This window comes from Streptomyces sp. WAC04114 (assembly GCF_019733245.1).
Lineage (GTDB): Bacteria > Actinomycetota > Actinomycetes > Streptomycetales > Streptomycetaceae > Streptomyces > Streptomyces massasporeus_A.
On sequence record NZ_JAIGQA010000015.1, the window covers coordinates 38,469 to 58,357 of the forward strand.

Sequence of the window (19,889 nt, forward strand, 5' to 3'; positions counted from 1 at the left end):
CGACCGCGTCCTCGGCCGGATAGATCCGCAGTCCTTCGGCGATCCACACGGTCGGTGCGGCGGGGAGGGATACCCGAAGGCCCCCTCCAGCCCCGCGTTCGTATAGGTCAGGAGTGGTTTCGCGTCAGTTTCCTGAGAGTTCTCAGATGTCCCGGAAAGTCTCGATCTGCGCCCCCACCGAGTTCAGCCGCTCCGCCAGCTCCTCGTAACCCCGGTTGATGACGTACACGTTGCGCAGCACCGACGTGCCCTCGGCCGCCATCATCGCCAGCAGGACGACCACCGCGGGGCGCAGCGCCGGCGGGCACATCATCTCGGCGGCGCGCCAGCGGGTCGGGCCCTCGACCAGGACGCGGTGGGGGTCCAGGAGCTGGAGGCGGCCGCCGAGGCGGTTCAGGTCGGTCAGGTAGATGGCGCGGTTGTCGTAGACCCAGTCGTGGATGAGGGTCTTGCCCTGCGCGACCGCCGCGATGGCCGCGAAGAACGGGACGTTGTCGATGTTCAGGCCGGGGAACGGCATGGGGTGGATCTTGTCGATCGGCGCCTCCAGCTTGGAGGGCCGGACGGTGAGGTCCACCAGCCGGGTGCGGCCGTTGTCGGCGAAGTACTCGGGCGTGCGGTCGTGGTCCAGGCCCATCTCCTCCAGGACCGCGAGCTCGATCTCCAGGAACTCGATCGGCACCCGGCGCACCGTCAGTTCCGACTCGGTGACCACGGCCGCCGCGAGCAGGCTCATCGCCTCGACCGGGTCCTCGGAGGGGGAGTAGTCCACGTCGACGTCGATGGTCGGGACGCCGTGCACGGTGAGCGTGGTCGTGCCGATGCCGTCGACCTTGACGCCGAGCGCCTCCAGGAAGAAGCAGAGGTCCTGGACCATGTAGTTGGACGAGGCGTTGCGGATGACGGTGATGCCGTCGTGCCGGGCGGCCGCGAGCAGCGCGTTCTCGGTCACCGTGTCGCCGCGCTCGGTCAGGACGATCGGGCGGTCGGGGCTGACCGCGCGGTCCACCTGGGCGTGGTACTGGCCCTCGGTGGCGGCGATGTCCAGGCCGAACCGGCGCAGCGCGATCATGTGCGGCTCGATGGTGCGCGTGCCGAGGTCGCAGCCGCCGGCGTACGGCAGCTTGAACGAGTCCATGCGGTGCAGCAGCGGGCCGAGGAACATGATGATCGAGCGGGTGCGGCGGGCCGCGTCCGCGTCGATCGCCGCCAGGTCCAGCTCGGCCGACGGCACGATCTCCAGGTCGACACCGTCGTTGATCCACCGGCTGCGCACGCCGATGGAGCCCAGCACCTCGAGGAGGCGGTACACCTCCTCGATGCGGGCGACGCGGCGCAGCACCGTGCGCCCCTCGTTGAGCAGTGAGGCGCACAGCAGCGCCACGCACGCGTTCTTGCTCGTCTTCACGTCGATGGCACCGGACAGCTGGCGCCCGCCGACCACGCGCAGATGCATCGGACCGGCGTAGCCGAGGGACACGATCTCGCTGTCGAGGGCCTCCCCGATGCGCGCGATCATCTCAAGGCTGATGTTCTGGTTGCCGCGCTCGATCCGGTTGACGGCGCTCTGGCTGGTGCCGAGCGCCTCCGCCAGCTGCGACTGAGTCCAGCCCCGGTGCTGCCGAGCGTCACGGATGAGCTTGCCGATGCGTACGAGGTAGTCGTCTGCCATGCGCTTGAGGCTATCTCAGATATGAGATGTCACCCGACCGGGGGGTCCGAACGGGTGACGGGACGTCAAGCTCGCCCGGCAGTCTCAGCGTCGACTCGCCTTCGTGGTGCGCCGCCATCCGAAAGGTCCGGGCAGATCCATCGATGTCGTACGACGTCCCGTGCTGCTGCGGGTGTAGCGCGGGCCGTTCTTTCCGCCGCCGGTGGTGATGGACCAGGAGCGCTTGTTGATGTTCAGGCGCACCCCCGGAAGGATCCGGAAACTCTTGCGGAACGTGAGCGGCATGCCCTGTCTCCCCTCCGTCTTGCGTGGATGTCGTGCGTGGGTACCCGGTTCGGATACCCGGGAAAGGGGCGCACATGACCGCATGGGGGGCGCCGGGGCATGACCATCCGGCGCTCGTGTACTAGAGTTATCTCGACATCGAGATATCTGCCGAGAGAGCACTCCAGCCGCCACCCCGGTAAGGGTTACCTAACTTAGCCTTACCTTAGCGGATCGGCCAAGATGCCGTGGCGGCAGGATCGTGGTGGTACGCGCACATCAATGAAGGAGACTGTCGTGTCGGCGAACAGCTTCGACGCCCGCAGCACGCTGCAGGTGGGCGACGAGTCGTACGAGATCTTCCGGCTGGACAAGGTGGAGGGCTCGGCTCGCCTGCCCTACAGCCTCAAGGTCCTGCTGGAGAACCTGCTCCGCACGGAGGACGGCGCGAACATCACCGCCGACCACATCCGTGCCCTCGGTGGATGGGACTCGCAGGCCCAGCCCAGCCAGGAGATCCAGTTCACGCCGGCCCGCGTGATCATGCAGGACTTCACCGGCGTTCCCTGTGTCGTGGACCTCGCGACCATGCGTGAGGCCGTCAAGGAGCTGGGCGGCGACCCGGCGAAGATCAACCCGCTGGCGCCGGCCGAGCTGGTCATCGACCACTCCGTCATCGCCGACAAGTTCGGCACGAACGACGCCTTCAAGCAGAACGTCGACCTGGAGTACGGCCGCAACAAGGAGCGCTACCAGTTCCTGCGCTGGGGCCAGACCGCGTTCGACGAGTTCAAGGTCGTCCCGCCCGGCACCGGCATCGTCCACCAGGTGAACATCGAGCACCTGGCCCGTGTCGTGATGGTCCGCGACGGCAAGGCCTACCCGGACACCCTGGTCGGCACCGACTCGCACACCACCATGGTCAACGGCCTCGGCGTGCTCGGCTGGGGCGTCGGCGGCATCGAGGCCGAGGCCGCCATGCTCGGCCAGCCGGTCTCCATGCTCATCCCGCGCGTCGTCGGCTTCAAGCTGACCGGTGAGCTGCAGGCCGGCACCACCGCCACCGACCTCGTCCTCACGATCACCGAGATGCTGCGCAAGCACGGCGTCGTCGGCAAGTTCGTCGAGTTCTACGGCGAGGGCGTCGCCGCCACCTCGCTGGCCAACCGCGCCACCATCGGCAACATGTCGCCGGAGTTCGGCTCCACCGCCGCGATCTTCCCGATCGACGACGAGACCATCAACTACATGCGTCTCACCGGCCGCAGCGAGCAGCAGCTCGCCCTGGTCGAGGCGTACGCCAAGGAGCAGGGCCTCTGGCTCGACCCGGCCGCCGAGCCCGACTTCTCCGAGAAGCTCGAGCTCGACCTGGCGACGGTCGTCCCGTCCATCGCCGGCCCGAAGCGCCCGCAGGACCGCATCGTCCTCGCGAACGCCGCCGAGCAGTTCAAGCAGGACGTCCTCAACTACGTCGACACCGTGGACGAGGCCGGCCAGGAGTCCTTCCCGGCCTCCGACGCCCCGGCCGTCGCCCCGAACGGCGCCCCGTCCAACCCGGTCACCGTGACCGCCCCCGACGGCACGTCGTACGAGATCGACCACGGTGCGGTGACGGTCGCGGCCATCACCTCCTGCACCAACACCTCCAACCCGTACGTCATGGTCGCCGCCGCCCTGGTGGCCAAGAAGGCGGTGGAGAAGGGCCTGACCCGCAAGCCGTGGGTCAAGACCACCCTCGCCCCGGGCTCCAAGGTCGTCACCGACTACTTCGAGAAGGCGGGCCTGACCCCCTACCTCGACAAGGTCGGCTTCAACCTCGTCGGCTACGGCTGCACCACCTGCATCGGCAACTCCGGCCCGCTGCCGGAGGAGGTCTCCAAGGCCGTCAACGACCACGACCTCGCGGTCACCTCGGTCCTCTCCGGCAACCGGAACTTCGAGGGCCGTATCAACCCCGACGTCAAGATGAACTACCTGGCGTCCCCGCCGCTGGTCGTGGCCTACGCGCTCGCCGGCTCCATGAGGGTCGACATCACCCGGGACGCCCTGGGCGCCGACCAGGACGGCAACCCGGTCTTCCTGAAGGACATCTGGCCCTCCGAGGCCGAGGTGAACGACGTCGTCGCCAACGCCATCGGCGAGGACATGTTCTCCAAGTCCTACGCGGACGTCTTCGCGGGCGACGCCCAGTGGCAGGCGCTGCCGATCCCGACCGGCAACACCTTCGAGTGGGACGCCGAGTCCACCTACGTCCGCAAGCCCCCGTACTTCGAGGGCATGGCCCACGAGCCGGCCCCGGTCGAGAACATCTCCGGCGCCCGTGTGCTGGCCAAGCTGGGCGACTCGGTCACCACCGACCACATCTCCCCGGCCGGTGCCATCAAGGCCGACACCCCGGCCGGCAAGTACCTCACCGAGCACGGTGTGGAGCGTCGTGACTTCAACTCCTACGGCTCGCGCCGAGGCAACCACGAGGTCATGATCCGCGGCACGTTCGCCAACATCCGCCTGCGCAACCAGATCGCGCCGGGCACCGAGGGCGGCTACACCCGCGACTTCACCCAGGCCGACGCGCCGGTGTCGTTCATCTACGACGCCTCGCAGAACTACCAGGCCGCCGGCATCCCGCTGGTCGTCCTGGCCGGCAAGGAGTACGGCTCGGGCTCGTCCCGCGACTGGGCCGCCAAGGGCACCGCGCTCCTCGGCGTCAAGGCCGTCATCGCCGAGTCCTACGAGCGCATCCACCGCTCGAACCTCATCGGCATGGGCGTGCTCCCGCTCCAGTTCCCGGAGGGCCAGTCGGCCGCGTCCCTCGGCCTCACCGGTGAGGAGACCTTCGACTTCACCGGCGTCGAGGAGCTCAACAACGGCACCACCCCCCGCACGGTGAAGGTCACCACCGACACCGGCGTCGAGTTCGACGCGGTCGTCCGCATCGACACCCCCGGCGAAGCGGACTACTACCGCAACGGCGGCATCATGCAGTACGTGCTGCGCAGCCTGATCCGCAAGTAAGCGGACCGGCAGGGCGGTTCACGGCAGTTCGAGGGCCGCGTTCCCGGGTGACCGGGGGCGCGGCCCGCGCCGTTCGCGCACTCTCCGGATGCGGTGGTGCCGAGCCGCCGGTCACCCGCCCCGGTACTTCGCCGCCGCGGCCTGGGCCAGGTCCTGGGACTTGTCCAGGGCCGCGTCCACCGACTGCTGCCCGGCGATGGCCGCGGCGATCTGCTCGGAGACCGCCGTACCCAGTACGGCGAACTCGGGGATGCCCAGGAAGCCGATGCCGTCGTAGGGGCGAGGGGCGACGCCCGGGTCCTTGGGGTCGGCGGAGTCCGTCGCCGCCGTGAACTCCTGCCGGTACCAGGCACCCGCCGCCTGCCGGTACTCGGGCTTCTCGTAGAGCGACATGCGGTTCCCGGCGGGCGCCGAGATCCAGCCCACCTCCTGGCCGACCAGCTCCTGGAACTCCTTGGAGGAGGCCCAGGAGATGAACTCCCAGGCGGCGTCCTTGTGCTCGGACGCCTGCTGGATGCCCCAGGCCCAGGTCCACAGCCAGCCAGCCTTGTCGGTCCGCTCGTGCGGGGCGGAGACGTAGCCCACCTTGCCCTTGACCGGGGAACTGTAGGCCTCGATCGACGAGGCCAGCGACGTGGCGTCGTACATCATGGCGCACTTGCCCTCGACGAAGCGGTCCAGGATCTCCAGCACGCCCATCCGCTCGGCGCCGGGCTGACCGTGGGTGCGCAGCAGGTCGACGTAGAAGCCGACGGCCTTCCTGAACTCCGGTGCGGTCAGGCGGGCGTTCCAGTCCATGTCGTACCAGGTACCGCCGAAGGTGTTGACGACCGTGTTGATCGGGGCGAGGTTCTGGCCCCAGCCGGGCAGGCCGCGCAGGCAGATGCCGCTCGCGCCCTCGGAGCCGTCGATTTGGGCGGCGAGGGCGGCGACCTGCTTCCAGGTCGGGTCCGGCGGCATGGTGAGCCCGTTCTTGTGGAACAGGTCCTTGCGGTACATCAGGAAGGAGCCCTCGCCGTAGAAGGGTTCGGCGTAGAGCTTGCCGTCCTCCCCGGTCAGCGAGGACTCCAGATTCGGGAAGACGTCGGCCTGGTCGAAGTCCTCGTCGGCCTTCACATAGGAGTCCAGCGGGGCGAGCCAGCCGTTGTCCGCGTAGATCGGCACCTCGTACGCGCTGACGCTGGCCACGTCGTAGGTGCCGGCCTGCGTGGCGAACTCGCGGTTCATCTTCTCCCGCGCCTGGTTCTCCGGCAGCAGCGTGTAGTCGACGGTGATGCCGGTCTCCGCCGTGAAGTGCTTCTTGGTGAGCTTCTTCAAGGTCTGGATCTGCGGCACGTCCGTCGCGAGCACACGGAGATCGGCCTGCTCCTCGCCGCCGGTCGGATCGGTGTCGCCGCACCCGGCGAGGACCAGACAGGCGGCGGCCGTGAAGGCCACGGCCGCCTGGATGAGGCGACTGCGTTTCATGACACCTCGGCCCCTACCCACCTTTGCCATCTATTAGATATTCCGTAAGAAACAGGATAATGAGTGAATTCTCGGCATGCCTGCGCCCAGGAGCGGCCGCCGGCGACCGGCCGCGTCCGCGCTCAAGGGCGTCCGCGTCTGGCCTGAGCGCGCCGGGACAGCGCGTCGGCCGCCACGGCGGCCAGCAGCACCCCACCGGTGATCATGAACTGCACGGCGTCCTGCACCCCCAGCAGTCCCATGCCCGAGGCGATCGACTGGATGACCACCACACCGAGCAGCACCGACCAGGGCGAGCCCCGCCCGCCGAACAGACTCGTCCCGCCGATCACGGCCGCCGCGATCGCGTTGATCAGCAGCATCCCCGAACCGGCGGCCCGCGCCGTCGTGGGGCTCGCCGAGGTCAGCCCCGACGCCACGAACAGCCCGCCGAACGCGGCCAGCGTCCCCGACACCATGAACATCGCGATCCGGACCCGCTCCACCCCGATGCCGGCCCGCCGTGCCGCCTCGACCCCGCCGCCGAGCGCGTACACCCGCCGCCCGTAGCGGGTGCGGCGCAGCACGTAGTCCGAGACGACCAGGACCACCAGGAAGATCAGCAGCGCGAGCGGCAGCCCCTGGAACCGGTTGAGGGTGTGGGCCCCGGCGAAGGCGACCACCGCGAGCAGACCGGTGCGCAACCAGATCTCGCCCCCGGGCCGGTAGGGCATCCCGGTCGCCCGGTGGCGGCTTTGCCGGCGGCGGGCGGCCAGGAAGTACCCGCCCGTGCCGAGCGCCGCGACCGCGTACGCCGCCAGGTCATTGCCGAAGTGCCGGCTGGTCAGGGAGGCGACCAGGCCCTCCTCGTCGATGTTGATCGTGCCGCTCGCCCCCAGCAGGTAGAGCGTCAGGCCGTTCCAGATCAGCAGCCCGGCCAGCGTCACCACGAACGCGGGCACGCCGAACCAGGCGTGGAAGAACCCGTGGAAGGCGCCCACCGCCGTGCCCGCGGCCACCGCCACGATCACCGCCAGCCACTCCGGCACCCCGTGGTTCACGTTGAGCACGGCGAACGCCGCCCCCGCCAGGCCGCTGACCGAGCCGACCGACAGATCGATCTCCCGGATCAGCAGCACGAACACGATGCCGACGGCGACCAGCCCGGTCCCGACGATGTCCACGCTGAGGTTGGACAGGTTGCGCGGCGAGAGGAACTTGTCGTCCAGCGCCTGGAAGACGATCCAGATCACGATCAGACCGGCGATGACCAGCAGCGGCCCCCGCTCGCCGTCGCGCACCCCGCCACGCAGGTCCCGGACGTACTCCCGCACACTGTCCAGCCGGCCGCGGGCGGTGCGTCTCTCGCGGCCCGTGGTGACCGGCCCGGCACTGCCCGGACCGGCCGGCCCGCCGTCCCCGTGCGGCCCGCCGCGGCTCACGGCCACGCCTCCTCGTCGCCCTTCGAGCGGTGGGCCACGGCGTTGTCCGCCGCCCCGGTGACCGAGGAGATGATCTGCTCCTGGGTCACGGTGCTCACGTCGAACAGACCGTTGTTGCGGCCCAGCCGCAGCACGGCCACCCGGTCCGCGACGGCCTTGATGTCGCCCATGTTGTGACTGATGAGGATGATCGCCATCCCCCGGTCGCGCACCCACTCGATCAGGTCGAGCAGATGGCTGGTCTGCTCCACGCCCAGGGCGGCGGTCGGCTCGTCGAGCAGCAGCACCTTGGGCGAGCCCATCAGCGAGCGGGAGATCGCCACGGCCTGCCGCTGCCCGGCCGACAGCGCGGCGACCGGCATCCGCACATCGGGGATGCGGATCGACAGGGCCCGCATCAGGTCGCGGGCGCGGCGCTCCATCTCGACCTCGTCGAGGATGCCCACCCGGTCGATCTCACGGCCGAGAAAGAGATTGCCGACCACGTCCAGGTTGTCGCACATGGCGAGGTCCTGGTACACGGTCGCGATGCCCAGGGCGTGGGCGTCGTGCGGGCGCTTGATCTGCACCAGGCGCCCCTCCCACTCGATGATGCCCCGGTCGGCGGGGCCGACCCCGGAGATCACCTTGACCAGCGTGGACTTGCCGGCTCCGTTGTCACCCGCCAGGGCCACGACCTCCCCGGCCCGGACCTGGAGGTCGACGTCCACGAGCGCCTGGACGCCGCCGAAGCGCTTGGTGATGCCGCGCAACGCCAGTACGGGGGGATGGGCCACGGGGACCACCTCGCTCATCGGGTGAGCCCGGCCCGGTCGCAGGCCGGGCGGAGCTCCGGGGTGCAGATCTGGTCGATCGTGTAGACGCCGTCCCGCACGAGCGTCCGGCCGATCGTCTCGCGCGTCACGGCGGTCGGGGTGAGCAGGATCGCCGGGACGTCCTCCGTCGTGGGGCTGTCCACCTTCGTCGTGACCAGGGCGTCGATGTCGTTGCCGCGTGCCAGGGCGACGGCCATCGCGGCAGCCGCCTCGGTCTCCAGCCGGAACGGCTTGTAGACGGTCATGTACTGCTCGCCCTCGACGATGCGCTGCACGGCGTCGAGGTCGGCGTCCTGCCCGGTGACCGGGGGCAGCGGCGAGACACGGGCGCTCTTCAGGGCCGAGATGACACCGGCCGCGATCGAGTCGTTGGCCGCGAGCACCCCGTCGATCCGGCTCGGGCCGAGGTCGCTGATCGCGGCGGTCATCTGGTCGTGCGCGTTCTCCGTGCGCCACCCCAGGGTGTTGTACGACTTCAGGATCCGCACCTCGTCCTGCAGGACGGACCGGGCTCCGCCCTCGTACCAGGCGGCGTTCGGGCTGGAGGGGTCGCCGTTCATCATGACCACGCCGCCGCCGTCGGCCCGGGCAGCCATGCCCTCCAGGAGCGCCTGGCCCTGGAGCCTGCCGACCTGCGCGCCGTCGAAACTGACGAAACCCGAGATCGGCCCCTCGGCGAGCCGGTCGTAGGCGACGACCGGGATGCCCTCGCGCTGTGCCGCGCGGACCGAGGAGCGCAGGGCCTTGGGGTCGACGACGTCCAGTATCAGGACCGAGACACCCCGGGTGATCATGGAGTTCATCTGCTGCCGCTGGCTCGCCGCGTCGTTCTCGGCGTTGGCGTACACGACCGTGCACTCGGGACACAGCTCCTTCACCCGCTTCTCGATCAGCGGCTTGTCGGACTTCTCCCAGCGGGGCACGGCCCGGCTCGGCAGCAGCAGCCCGACGGTCAGCCCGCCCTCGCCCTCCCCTCCGCTCTCGGTACACCCGGCGAGGGACACGGCCAGCAGCACCGCCAGCAGTCCGGCGACGCCGCGCAGGCTGAGGCCACGCATCAGGGACCTCCCTCGCGGGGCCGGTTCCGGTGTGGGGGCGAGGGAGGGTCCGCGACGCCGTTGCCGATGTGTTCCATGGCCCGGTCGAGCCCCACGGCCCGCTCGCCCCGGCGGCCTGCGTCCCGCTCGTCCGGGTGGCCTGCGTCCTGCTCGTCCGGGTGGCCTGCGTCCCGCTCGCCGTTACGGCCCGGCGCTCGCTCGCGGTCGCGGTCGCGATTCGTGGCGCGGTCGTCGGCGCGGTCCGCCGCTGCTTCGGCGGTGCGATTCGTGGGGCGGTCGTCGGCGCGGTCCGCCGCCGGCTCGCCGGTCTGGTTCGTGGCACGGTCGTCGTCGCGGTCCGCCGCCCCGTCGTCGTCACGGTGCCGGCCCTGGTCGCGGGCCCTGCGGCGGTCCCGGCTCCGGCCGAGGCCCCAGCCCCAGACACGGCCCGGCTTCCGCTCCTCCTCCGGCTCCTCCTCCGGTTCGTCGTCGGGCTCCTCGCCGACCTCCGGCTCCCGTTCCGGACGGGTGACGACGATCTCGCTCCACACCTGCTTGCCGCCGCCCACCGGCACCGAGCCCCAGGCCGCCGACATCGCCTCGACCAGGAAGAGCCCGCGGCCGCCCGTCGACTCCCAGTCCACGACCACGGGCTTGGCCGGCGCCCGGGGCGAGGAGTCGTTCACGGTCACCCGCAGCCGGTCCGCCGCCAGGGTCAGCTCCACCCGGACCGCGCCCTGCGTGTGCACCAGCGCGTTGGTGACCAGCTCCGACACCACCAGCAGCACCGTGTCGGCCTCGGCCGCGATGCCCCACGAACGCAGCGTGCGCGCACTGAACCTGCGGGCGTGCATCACCGCGTCCGGCAGCCGCCACACCACCCAGCCCGCCCGCACCGGCCGAACCCGCATCCCGTCGTAGCGCAGCAGCAGCACCGCCACGTCGTCCTCACGGCGCCCGTCCTCGCCGAGCAGGGCGTCGGCCATCCGCCCGGGGTCGGCGGGATCGGCCGCGGCGAGCGCCTGGCGGACGAGCCGCATGCCCTCGTCCACCTGAAGATCCGCCGACTCGACCAGACCGTCGGTCACCAGCGCGAGCACCGAGCCGGGGGCGAGCGCCAGGGCCGTCAGCGGGAACTCCGCGTCCGCCAGGACGCCCAGAGGGAGTCCGCCCTCGACGGCGATCTCCGCGGTGCTGCCGTCGGGATGCCGCACCAGCGGGGCCAGGTGCCCGGCGCGGACGAACAGCGCGTTGCCCTCCTCCATGTCCAGCTCGACGTAGCAGCAGGTGGCGAACAGGTCCGTCTCCATGCCGACGAGCAGCCGGTTGGCGTGCGCGACGACCACGTCCGGCGGATGCCCCTCGACGGCGTAGGCCCTGACCGCCGTGCGCATCTGGCCCATGATCGTCGCGGCCCCGGCGCTGTGCCCCTGCACATCACCGATGACCAGGGCCACCTTGCTCTCCGACAGCGCGATCACGTCGTACCAGTCGCCGCCCACCTGGAGCCCGCGCCGGGCCGGCAGATAGCGGGCCACCGCGATGCCCCCGGGCAGCCGGGGGAGCCGGCGCGGCAGCAGGCTGCGCTGGAGCATCGTCGCGAGTTCCTGCTCGGCGTCGTAGGCGTGCGCGCGCTTCAGGGCCTGACCCACGAGTCCCGCGGTCGCGGTCAGCAGGGCCCGCTCCTCGGGGGCGAACTCGTGCGGGGTGTCCCAGCCGACCAGGCACACCCCCGCCACCCCGCTCTTGGCCGGCAGCGGCAGCACCGCGAGGCCGCCGGGGCCGATCCCGGCGAGCCCGGGTTCCAGCACGGAACCCGTCGGCCACAGGCTCATCCGCCCGTCCCGCAGCGCCGCCTGGAGCGTGGGCAGGGCGGAGACCGGCGCGTCGGGCCACTCCGAGCGCCACTCGCGCCGCCACAGCTCCGGCCAGGCACCGGCACTCGGCGGATCGAGCACGGTGACCGCAAGACGGTCCTCCAGCAGTTCGGCGAGCGCCACCCGGTCGGCACCCAGCGGCTCGCGCAGCGCGGCGACCACCACACGGCTGACGTCCCGCACGGTCGTGGCGTCGTCGAGCGCGGCCGTCAGCCACTGGATCCGGGAGACGTCGCTGGCGCTGCGACGCAGCACCGGCGCGGCGCTCATCACGCCCAGCACTCGCTCCGGGGCGCCGTCGGGTCCCTTCAGCACGCGGCAGTTCAGCCGCAGCCAGCACAGTTCACCGGTCGGCCGGCGGATCCGGAACTCCAGCTCACGGCGGCCCGGGGTCTGCGCGGACGGCTCGATGACCGACATCAGCGCGGGGACGTCCTCCGGGACGCTGCAGGTGAGCAGGGTGTCGGTCTTGCCGTCGAAACCGCCCTCGGGGATGCCGACGAGTTCGAGCAGGGCCGGATCCGTCTCGACCAGCCCGGTGCCGGGCGACAGGGCGAAGGACCCGACTCCCATGGCGCGCAGGGCCGAATCCAGCAGCGCTGAGGGCGCCGACCGGTCGGCCTCGCCGCGCAGCCGCTCGGCGACGGCATCCGCGTACCGCTCCAGGAACTCCCGCTGCTCGGCGCCGAACCCTTCGCCGGCCTCTCCCACCACGACGAGACAGCCGAGCCACCCGCCCGCGGCCCCCAGCGGCAGCGCCCCGAGCGGGGCGGCTGTGGCCTCGGCCTCCTCCCGTCCGGGCAGCACCACACCCGTGAGCCAGACGGCCCGCCCCCGCAGATACGCCTCGACGACGGCCGGACAACCGCCCGCCGAGCCGGTCGGGCCCGGCGGCACCGAGGTGGGAGCGCCGTACGGAGCGGCAGGTGATTCCGACCCGGGGGAAGCGATCGTGCTCGTCCCCGCGCCCGCAGCTCCCCCGGAATCCGGGACAGCCACCCGCCCCGGCAACTGGTACCGCTGCTCCGACTCGGCCCCGGCCGACTCCACCAGGCAGAGTTCTTTGCCGTCCTCACTGCGCACGTACACCGCCGCCAGCGCCACCCCGGCGAACGCCAGCAGCCGCGCTCGCGCGGCCGTCTCGGGCGCGGGACGAGGCGGACCGGTGCCCCCGTTCCCCGGCGCCCGAAGACCGGGGACCGCGGCCCGGGCATCGCCGTGATGGGGCATGTCCGCATCCACCTCCCGTCCATGCCGCAGCCACCGGCAGGTGGGAGTCCCCGGAACTCAGGCGACGACGACGCGGGCACGGGACCGGTGGCGCGGGGTCGCGCCTCCCATGGCGGATCCACGCCGCTCGTGAGCGGCAGGGCACCCACACAACAGAATCGCACACCTGGATAACAGCGACATATGGGGCGTCCGGACCGGCACCGGGAGGTGCGGAGCCGTCCGGTCGGGAGGTTCGGGCTCAAGATCTCGGAGGGGGAAGCGGCCGGCACCCCACGGTCGATACGGCCGTACGGCGCGACGGGCCCGGTGATCACCCACTTCGGATCACCGGGCCCGCCCCGTACGGCGGTTCAGCCCACCCGGCAGGGCGGGCTGCTCGTGCTTTCAGCCCCCGAACCGGAGACGACGTAGCCGAACGTCGTGCTCTTGCCCGGGGCCAGGGAGCCGTTCCAGTCGGCGTTGTGGACCATCACCGCCTGGCCGTTGTAGGTCGCGCTGCCGCTCCACAGACTCTCGACCTTCTGGCCGGCCGGGAGCGTCCAGTCGACCATCCAGCCGAGCATCGGGACGGTGCCGGTGTTGGTGACGGTCACCTCGGACTGGTAGCCGCCGTTCCAGGTGCCGGTCGTCCTGCGGGTGGCCGTGCAGGTACCGGGCACCGGCTCGGACGGGTTGCCGGGCTCCCTGATGCCGGTCACCTCGCCGTTGCCGCCGTCGAAGACGACGTCGGAGCAGGAGTAGAAGGTCTCCTGGCTGTCGGAGCGCTGCCAGACCATGTAGATGATGTGCCGGCCCGACTTGGCCACCGGGAGCCTGCCGGTCCAGGAGTAGTTGGCCTCGACCGTCCCGGGGGAGCCGTTCAGCGGCGGGTGGTCGACCGAGAGGAAGGGCTGGGCCTCCATGTCGTTCCAGGTGAGCGTCTTGGTCGGGTCGAAGCCGTCCCTGGTGATGTAGACGTGGAACCAACCCGGGTGCGCCGCCCAGGCGTTGTACGAGAAGTCGACCGTCGCCCCCGAGGTGAGATGGGTCAGCGGCCAGTCCTTGCTGGGCGTGTTGAACCCGGTGAAGTTGGTGTTGCCGCCGCTGCACAGCTCGCCGTCCGGCACGAAGCCCCGGGTGCGGCCGGCGCCGTCCGAGCGGAGCACCGAGAACCAGTTGTAGAACGGCGTGGTGCCGCTGACCTGCTGCGCCCCACGGCACGCGGGGTTGACCGGCTTGATCTCACCGGTGTCGGTCAGCCCGTCCTGCCAGCACAGGAAGGTGCGGCTGCCGGGCTTCATGGGGGTGCCGTGCGCTTCCGCCTCCCCGCCGGCCGTCATGACCAGGCCGAGGGCCGGGACGGTGACGAGGAGGGAGAGCAGCACGAGGAAGAGGGCTCTGGCCCGGGTGGGAACCGCTGATCGGGGCATCGTGGATCCTTCCGGCGCTCTTGTCAGGATCATGACAGCGTCATCCGTTCGTGGGGGTGTCGTGCCTGCGGATGTGTGTGTCTGGCTGCGCGGGATGGGAGCGGCTCCGGGGCGGGTTCCGGTCCACCATGATGGGAGCGCTCCCATCCCGCCTGTTGCGGAAGTTAGCGCCCGGCGACGCAGATGTAAACGGCTCGGGCGAAAGGGCGGGGGCCGGGGAAGCGGCGACCGGTGACGGTGGCCCGCCTGCCGAGTGGTGCGGCGCCCGTTCGGGCGGCGGCAGCGCGCGCGTGCGTCAAGGTGCTCGCAGACTTCGGGTACGTGGACGGCTCGTCAAGCGGAAAGCAGGAGGCGGTCATGGCGTGCATGCCGACCGAGGATGTCGAGTTTCACAACGCCATCAAGGAGGTCTTCCTCCGATACCCGGAAGCGCAGGGCAAATACGCGCTGTCCAGTCTCGCGCTGGAGAACCGGATTCCGATCGACTTCGACAAGAAGGTCGGTGTCTCCCGGGTGGAAGGCGACACGATCATCACCGAATTCAAGGACCGGAAGTCGGTGATCAGGATGCAGCTCTGCTTGAAGTGGAACTTCGACTACACCGAATGCCTCATGTGGGAAGAGGCGCCGGAGTAGGCAGGTGCCATCGCCCGCCTCCGGCCCATGAGGCCGCCGGACAAGGCGAGTTGACTTTACCTCCCCTTTGCGGTTGGCTGCGGATCCGACCATCATGATCCGGGGGGATCCACGTGAACCGCACGCTTCGTGCAGCCGTCTGTTCCGTCGCAGTCGGCGGTCTCGCGCTCGGCCTCAGCTCCTGCTCCGAGGCGGTCGACCAGGTCGACAAGGCGGTGAACGAGACGTACGAGGTCACCTACGAGGTCACGGGGAAGAACATCGACTCGATCGACTTCCACGGCGGCGGTGGCAAGGCCATGGAGCCGAAGATCGAGTCGGTGTCGAAGCCCGAACTGCCCTGGAAGAAGACGGTCACGCTGCGCGGCATCATGCCCGCGGCGGTCATCCCGGTCGCCACGGACCCCGAGGGGTCCCAGGTCACCTGCAAGATCGTCTACAAGGGCAAGGTGATCGAGGAGCAGAGTGCCGAGGGTCTGGTGACCGCCGGCGGCTGCACCGCGGAGTCCCCGATCACGGAGTGATCGCCCGGGCGTCTCACGGTCTCGGGCGGCTCGCGGCCCCGAGTGCGTAGCGGCCCGGGGCGCCTCGCCCGGCGGCCGACAAGCCCCGGGCCACTACCCCGAACCACGGCCGGCGTCACACGGCTCGTCCAGTTGGTCGAGCATGCGCAGGGCGAGGGCGAGGGCGAGGGCGGGGCGGTGGATCTCCCGTGCCCACGCGCCGGTGAAGGCCGCCTCCCCGCGACGGACGACATGGAACAGCCCGTACAGCAGCCCGCGCCCACCAGAGGCGGTAACGGTCGTCGTGCCGTCCTCGCGCGCCACGGCGAGGCCCTCGCCGCCGAGGCCGTCGCCGCCGAGACCGAGGACCAGGTCGTACGTGCCGTCCGGCACGGCGTCCCGTACGACCCGGCCCCCGAACCGCCGGCAGGCCTCGGCCACCTCCCCGTGCACCGTCTCCACCAGCGGACCCGATCCCCGGATCAGGGTCCGCCGGCTGCCGACCGCCCGGAAGGCGGCGGGCGGCAGCCAGGCCGGGTCGACACCCTCGGGCAGGACGGGCACGGGAAGCGGCATCGGACACCCAACTCGGCTGCTCAGGAGAGCAGTTCGACCTCCGCCAGGGTTGCCTCGCCGTCGAGGACCAGGCGGTACTTCTCGTACGTACCCGGTGACTTCACCGAGAACGCGCGGGTCTGCCTCTCCCAGGCGAAGGACTCTCCGGAGCGCCGGTCCAGCGTCCGCCAGGTGGTGCCGTCGGAGGAGCCCTGGAGCGTCCATCCGGCCGGTGCCTTCGCCCGGTCCGCCGACGAGGTCAGCGTGTACTGGGCCGCCTCGGCGCCCTTCTGGACCGGCAGGTCCACGGAGGTCACCGCGGCGTCCGTCGCCGACGTGTCGTCGAACAGGGCGCCGTCGCCCTTCAGCACGTCCGCGCGCGGCGTGGGCACCTCGTCGTCCCGGGTGATCGACAGGGGCGCGGCGTGCTCGCCCGTGCCCCAGGACGACGGCCGCGAGCCCATGTCGAACTCCAGGACACCGCCCTTGGCGATCAGGGAGTGGGGCAGCGAGGTCTTCGTCCAGGTCCGGCCGTTGACCTTCAGCCCCTGTACGTAGACGTTCTTCGCGCTGTTCCTGGGCGCCTTCACCACCAGCTCGCGCCCGTTCTCCAGATGAATGGTCGCCTTGGTGAACAGGGGTGAGCCGATGGCGTACTCGCCGCTGCCCATCACCAGCGGGTAGAAGCCGAGCGAGGAGAACAGGAACCAGGCCGACTGCTCGCCGTTGTCCTCGTCACCGTGGTAGCCCTGCCCGATCTCGCTGCCCGTGTAGAGCCGGGACAGCACCTCGCGGACGTTCTTCTGCGCCTTCCAGGGCTGCCCGGCCGCGTCGTACATGTAGATCGCGTGGTGGGCGACCTGGTTGGAGTGCCCGTACATGCCCATCCGGACATCGCGCGCCTCGGTCATCTCGTGGATGACACCGCCGTAGGAGCCGACGAACTCAGGGGAGGCGGTCTCCGGGGTGGAGAAGTAGTCGTCGAGCTTGTCGGCGAGGCCCTTGCGCCCGCCGTACAGGTTCGCCAGACCCCGGCTGTCCTGCGGGGCGGTGAAGGCGTAGCCGTACCCGTTGGTCTCGGTGTAGTCGTGGCCCCACACGCGCGGGTCGTACTGCGAGGACTCCACCCGCCAGTCGCCCTTGGCGTTCCGGCCCTGGAAGAACCCGGCCTTCGTGTCGAAGAGGTTCACATAGTCCTGGGCACGGTTCAGGAGGTACTCCGACTCCTCCTTGTAGCGCCGCTCGCCGGTCTCCTCGTAGAGCTTTCGGCCCATGCGGGAGATGCCGTAGTCGTTGAGGTAGCCCTCCAGCGCCCAGGAGAGGCCCTCGTGGGTCTCGGTGCTCGTGTAGCCGAGGAACGGGGAGGTCGCCATGCCCTTGCGGCCGACGCCCGAGTTCGGCGGTACGACCGTGGCGTTCTTCACCGCCGCCTCGTAGGCCGCCTTCGCGTCGAAGTCGACGCCCTTGACGTACGCGTCCGCGAACGCCACGTCAGACGAGGTGCCCGTCATGAGGTCCGCGTAGCCGGGGGAGGACCAGCGCGAGGTCCAGCCGCCGTCCTTGTACTGCTGCACGAACCCGTCGACCAGCTCACCCGCCCGGGACGGAGTGAGGAACGAGTACGCCGGCCAGGTGGTCCGGTAGGTGTCCCAGAACCCGTTGTTCACGTACACCTTGCCGTCGACGATCTTCGCGCCGGTGTGCGTCGGTGTGTCCGGGTTCGGCATGGGGGAGAAGGGCGAGGCGTACTGGTGCTTCCCGTCGACCTTCTCGAAACCGGAGTTCGGGTACAGGTACAGCCGATAGAGGCTGGAGTACAGCGTCGTCAGCTGGTCGGGGGTCGCGTCCTCGACCTCGACCTTGCCGAGCAGCCGGTCCCACTGCCGCTGGGCACTCTTCTTGACCGCCTCGAACGACCTGCCCTCCGGGATCTCCTGGCGGAGGTTGTCCTTGGCCTGATCGAGGCTGATCAGCGAGGTCGCCAGGCGCAGGGTGACGGTCCGGTCGTCGGCCTTGAAGCGCAGATAGCCCTTCACACCGGACGACGAACCCTCGCTCACCGGCTTGTCGAACTCGCCGTAGACGAACAGCCGGGTCGCGCCCGTCGACAGCCCGGACTTCACGTCCGAGTAGCCGGTGACGACCCCGTTCTCCTTGTCCAGCGTCAGCCCCGCCTGGTCGGTCACGTTGTCGAAGAGGACACTCGCGTCGTCGCCGGGGTAGGTGAAGCGAAGCGCCGCCGCGTGGTCCGTCGGGGCCATCTCGGCCTTCAGCCCGTTCTCGAACCGCACCCCGTAGTAGTACGGCCGGGCGGTCTCGTTCTCGTGCCGGAAGGCCAGCTCACGGGCCTCCCGGCCCAGGTCCGGGGTCCCGGACGCGACAGACGGCATCACCTGGAAGGTCTGCCGGTCACCCATCCAGGGGCTGGGCTCGTGGCTCGCGCTGAACGCCTGGATCGTCGGCAGGTTGTCGGCGTTGTTCGCACGTGCGTAGTCGTACAGCCAGCTCAGCGAACCCGCGTTGGTCACCGGCGTCCAGAAGTTGAAGCCGTGCGGCACCGCCGTCGCCGGGAAGTTGTTGCCCCGGGAGAAGCCGCCGCTGGAGTTGGTGCCACGGGTCGTCACCGCGTAGTCCGACAGATGCGCCTTCGGCCGCTCGGGGGCGACGGACCCGATGCTCACGTCGTCCAGCCAGCCCCGGAACTTCGCCGGGCCCTTGGGGGAGTCGTAGGCCACCAGGATCCGGTCCACGGTCTTCCCGGCCGCGACCGACCCGATCCGCGCCTGCACGTTGTTCCACTGGTTGACGTAGAGGATCTTCGCCGCGCCCTGCCCCTGCGGGGTCAGCGGGAAGCCGTGCTGGTCGGTGGCGCGCAGGTCGCTCAGGTGGGTGCCGTCGGTGAAGGCGAGGTCGACGGAGACGTTCGTCGCGTCGTAGTCGAGGTCACCGTCCGCCATGGACGGGAAGATGCGGTAGGCCAGCCGCGTGTTCCGGCCGACGGCCACGTTCACGTCGAAGACCTTGTTGTACGAGTACGCCCGGCCCTCGGTGGTGTGCCGGCCGGCGTAACGCAGGGCGCGCTTTCCGGTGAACCCGGCGCCCGCCTTCGCGGTGGGGGAGCCGCTGGGGCCTCGGTCGACGAGCGAGAGCATGTCCTGCGGGACGGGCCCGTCGGTGCCGCCCGTGGACAGCTGGAGGTCGGCGAGTTGGAGGATGTCGCCGCCGTTGTTCCCGGTGACGTCCAGCCGGAAGTGCCGGTACTCGCCGGGTTCGGCGAGGTCGTACGTCTTGGTTTGGAACCTTTCGGAGAAGGACTCGCCGGAGCGGGTGTCGAGCGTCTTCCACTCCTTCCCGTCGGCGGAGCCCTTCAGGGTCCAGTCCTTCGGGTCGCGCTCATCGTGATCGTTGGCCGACGTCAGCGCGTAGCGCGTCAGTTTGACTGGTTTGTCCAGGTCGAACTCGGCCCAGCCGGTGGGGGCGAAGGCGAGCCACTTGGTGCTCGGCTCGCCGTCGACGAGGTTCTCCTTCACCTCGCCGCCGCCCGTGTTCTCGGCGCTGGCCCGGACGTCGGTGACCTGGTCGGTCACGTTGCCCGGTATGCCGCTGCTGTAGCCGCCGTCGACTCCCGAAGCCCGTTTGCCGCCGCCCGGGGTGGTATCGACGGTGTTCAGCCAGTCCGGAACCGGGTCGTCCGCCTCAAACGAGGACGCGAACTCCCGGTCGGGGCTCTCGGGGGCTTCGGGCCGTGCGACCGCAACGCCCTGTGAACTCAGGGCCAATGCGAAGGCGGTCGCCGACACGACCGCCGAACCCCATCTGTGCCGAGCTTTCCGCTGCATCAACGGGTACCCTCCCTGCGCAGTGGACAACGTTGTCACCTTCGATGCGCAAGGACCAGTAGTTGCCCAAGTGGCCGGGAGTGTCAAGGGTGTTGCCTGTGGCATTCGGGCGCGGTGGCGGGGATATTTCCGGCGGAGCACCCACA

Annotated in this window: 13 protein-coding genes; 3 read left to right on the forward strand and 10 right to left on the reverse strand. The window is 70.3% G+C overall.

All coding sequences use genetic code 11. The features are described from left to right. Positions 1-142: 142 nt before the first annotated feature. Positions 143-1,672 carry a UDP-N-acetylglucosamine 1-carboxyvinyltransferase gene (locus tag K4G64_RS07080; protein ID WP_221755167.1) on the reverse strand — a complete coding sequence of 510 codons (1,530 nt, stop codon included), beginning with the start codon at positions 1,670-1,672 and terminating at the stop codon, positions 143-145. 84 nt (positions 1,673-1,756) lie between these two features. Further along, positions 1,757-1,957: a DUF4236 domain-containing protein gene (locus tag K4G64_RS07085; RefSeq protein ID WP_221755168.1), complete on the reverse strand. Its 201-nt coding sequence runs from the start codon at positions 1,955-1,957 to the stop codon at positions 1,757-1,759. A gap of 276 nt (positions 1,958-2,233) precedes the next feature. Here K4G64_RS07085 and acnA point away from each other — a divergent pair, with 276 nt between their 5' ends. Further along, positions 2,234-4,951 (forward strand): aconitate hydratase AcnA, encoded by a 2,718-nt coding sequence (gene acnA / locus K4G64_RS07090; RefSeq protein WP_308122264.1) that lies wholly within the window; start codon positions 2,234-2,236, stop codon positions 4,949-4,951. 111 nt (positions 4,952-5,062) lie between these two features. Here the strand turns inward: acnA and K4G64_RS07095 are convergent, their stop codons facing one another. The 6 genes from K4G64_RS07095 to K4G64_RS07120 all read right to left on the reverse strand — a co-directional run bounded on the left by K4G64_RS07095 (position 5,063) and on the right by K4G64_RS07120 (position 14,210). Continuing rightward, positions 5,063-6,418, reverse strand: a complete 1,356-nt coding sequence (locus tag K4G64_RS07095; RefSeq protein WP_221755170.1) for a sugar ABC transporter substrate-binding protein — start codon at positions 6,416-6,418, stop codon at positions 5,063-5,065. Between the two features lie 122 nt (positions 6,419-6,540). After that, a complete protein-coding gene (locus tag K4G64_RS07100) occupies positions 6,541-7,845 on the reverse strand; it encodes a sugar ABC transporter permease (protein WP_374206378.1) in 1,305 nt (434 codons plus the stop codon). Next, positions 7,836-8,615 carry an ATP-binding cassette domain-containing protein gene (locus K4G64_RS07105; RefSeq protein ID WP_221755172.1) on the reverse strand — a complete coding sequence of 260 codons (780 nt, stop codon included), beginning with the start codon at positions 8,613-8,615 and terminating at the stop codon, positions 7,836-7,838. The genes K4G64_RS07100 and K4G64_RS07105 overlap by 10 nt, the downstream gene beginning before the upstream one ends. Before the next feature lie 14 nt (positions 8,616-8,629). After that, positions 8,630-9,712, reverse strand: a complete 1,083-nt coding sequence (locus K4G64_RS07110) for a substrate-binding domain-containing protein (RefSeq protein ID WP_221755173.1) — start codon at positions 9,710-9,712, stop codon at positions 8,630-8,632. Further along, complete coding sequence (locus tag K4G64_RS07115) at positions 9,712-12,798, reverse strand: SpoIIE family protein phosphatase (protein WP_374206379.1); 3,087 nt, start codon at positions 12,796-12,798, stop codon at positions 9,712-9,714. The genes K4G64_RS07110 and K4G64_RS07115 overlap by 1 nt, the downstream gene beginning before the upstream one ends. A 353-nt stretch (positions 12,799-13,151) precedes the next feature. Then, positions 13,152-14,210 (reverse strand): lytic polysaccharide monooxygenase, encoded by a 1,059-nt coding sequence (locus K4G64_RS07120; protein ID WP_221755174.1) that lies wholly within the window; start codon positions 14,208-14,210, stop codon positions 13,152-13,154. 231 nt (positions 14,211-14,441) lie between these two features. On the opposite strand from K4G64_RS07120, the gene K4G64_RS07125 reads away from it, so the two are divergent. Continuing rightward, positions 14,442-14,846: a hypothetical protein gene (locus tag K4G64_RS07125; RefSeq protein ID WP_260460111.1), complete on the forward strand. Its 405-nt coding sequence runs from the start codon at positions 14,442-14,444 to the stop codon at positions 14,844-14,846. A 113-nt stretch (positions 14,847-14,959) separates the two neighbouring features. After that, positions 14,960-15,370 carry an MmpS family transport accessory protein gene (locus K4G64_RS07130; RefSeq protein WP_221755175.1) on the forward strand — a complete coding sequence of 137 codons (411 nt, stop codon included), beginning with the start codon at positions 14,960-14,962 and terminating at the stop codon, positions 15,368-15,370. 93 nt (positions 15,371-15,463) lie between these two features. Here K4G64_RS07130 and K4G64_RS07135 read toward each other — a convergent pair whose 3' ends face one another. Beyond that, positions 15,464-15,925: a hypothetical protein gene (locus K4G64_RS07135; protein ID WP_260460112.1), complete on the reverse strand. Its 462-nt coding sequence runs from the start codon at positions 15,923-15,925 to the stop codon at positions 15,464-15,466. A 20-nt stretch (positions 15,926-15,945) separates the two neighbouring features. Continuing rightward, positions 15,946-19,743 (reverse strand): GH92 family glycosyl hydrolase, encoded by a 3,798-nt coding sequence (locus K4G64_RS07140; protein WP_221755176.1) that lies wholly within the window; start codon positions 19,741-19,743, stop codon positions 15,946-15,948. Positions 19,744-19,889: the final 146 nt, after the last annotated feature.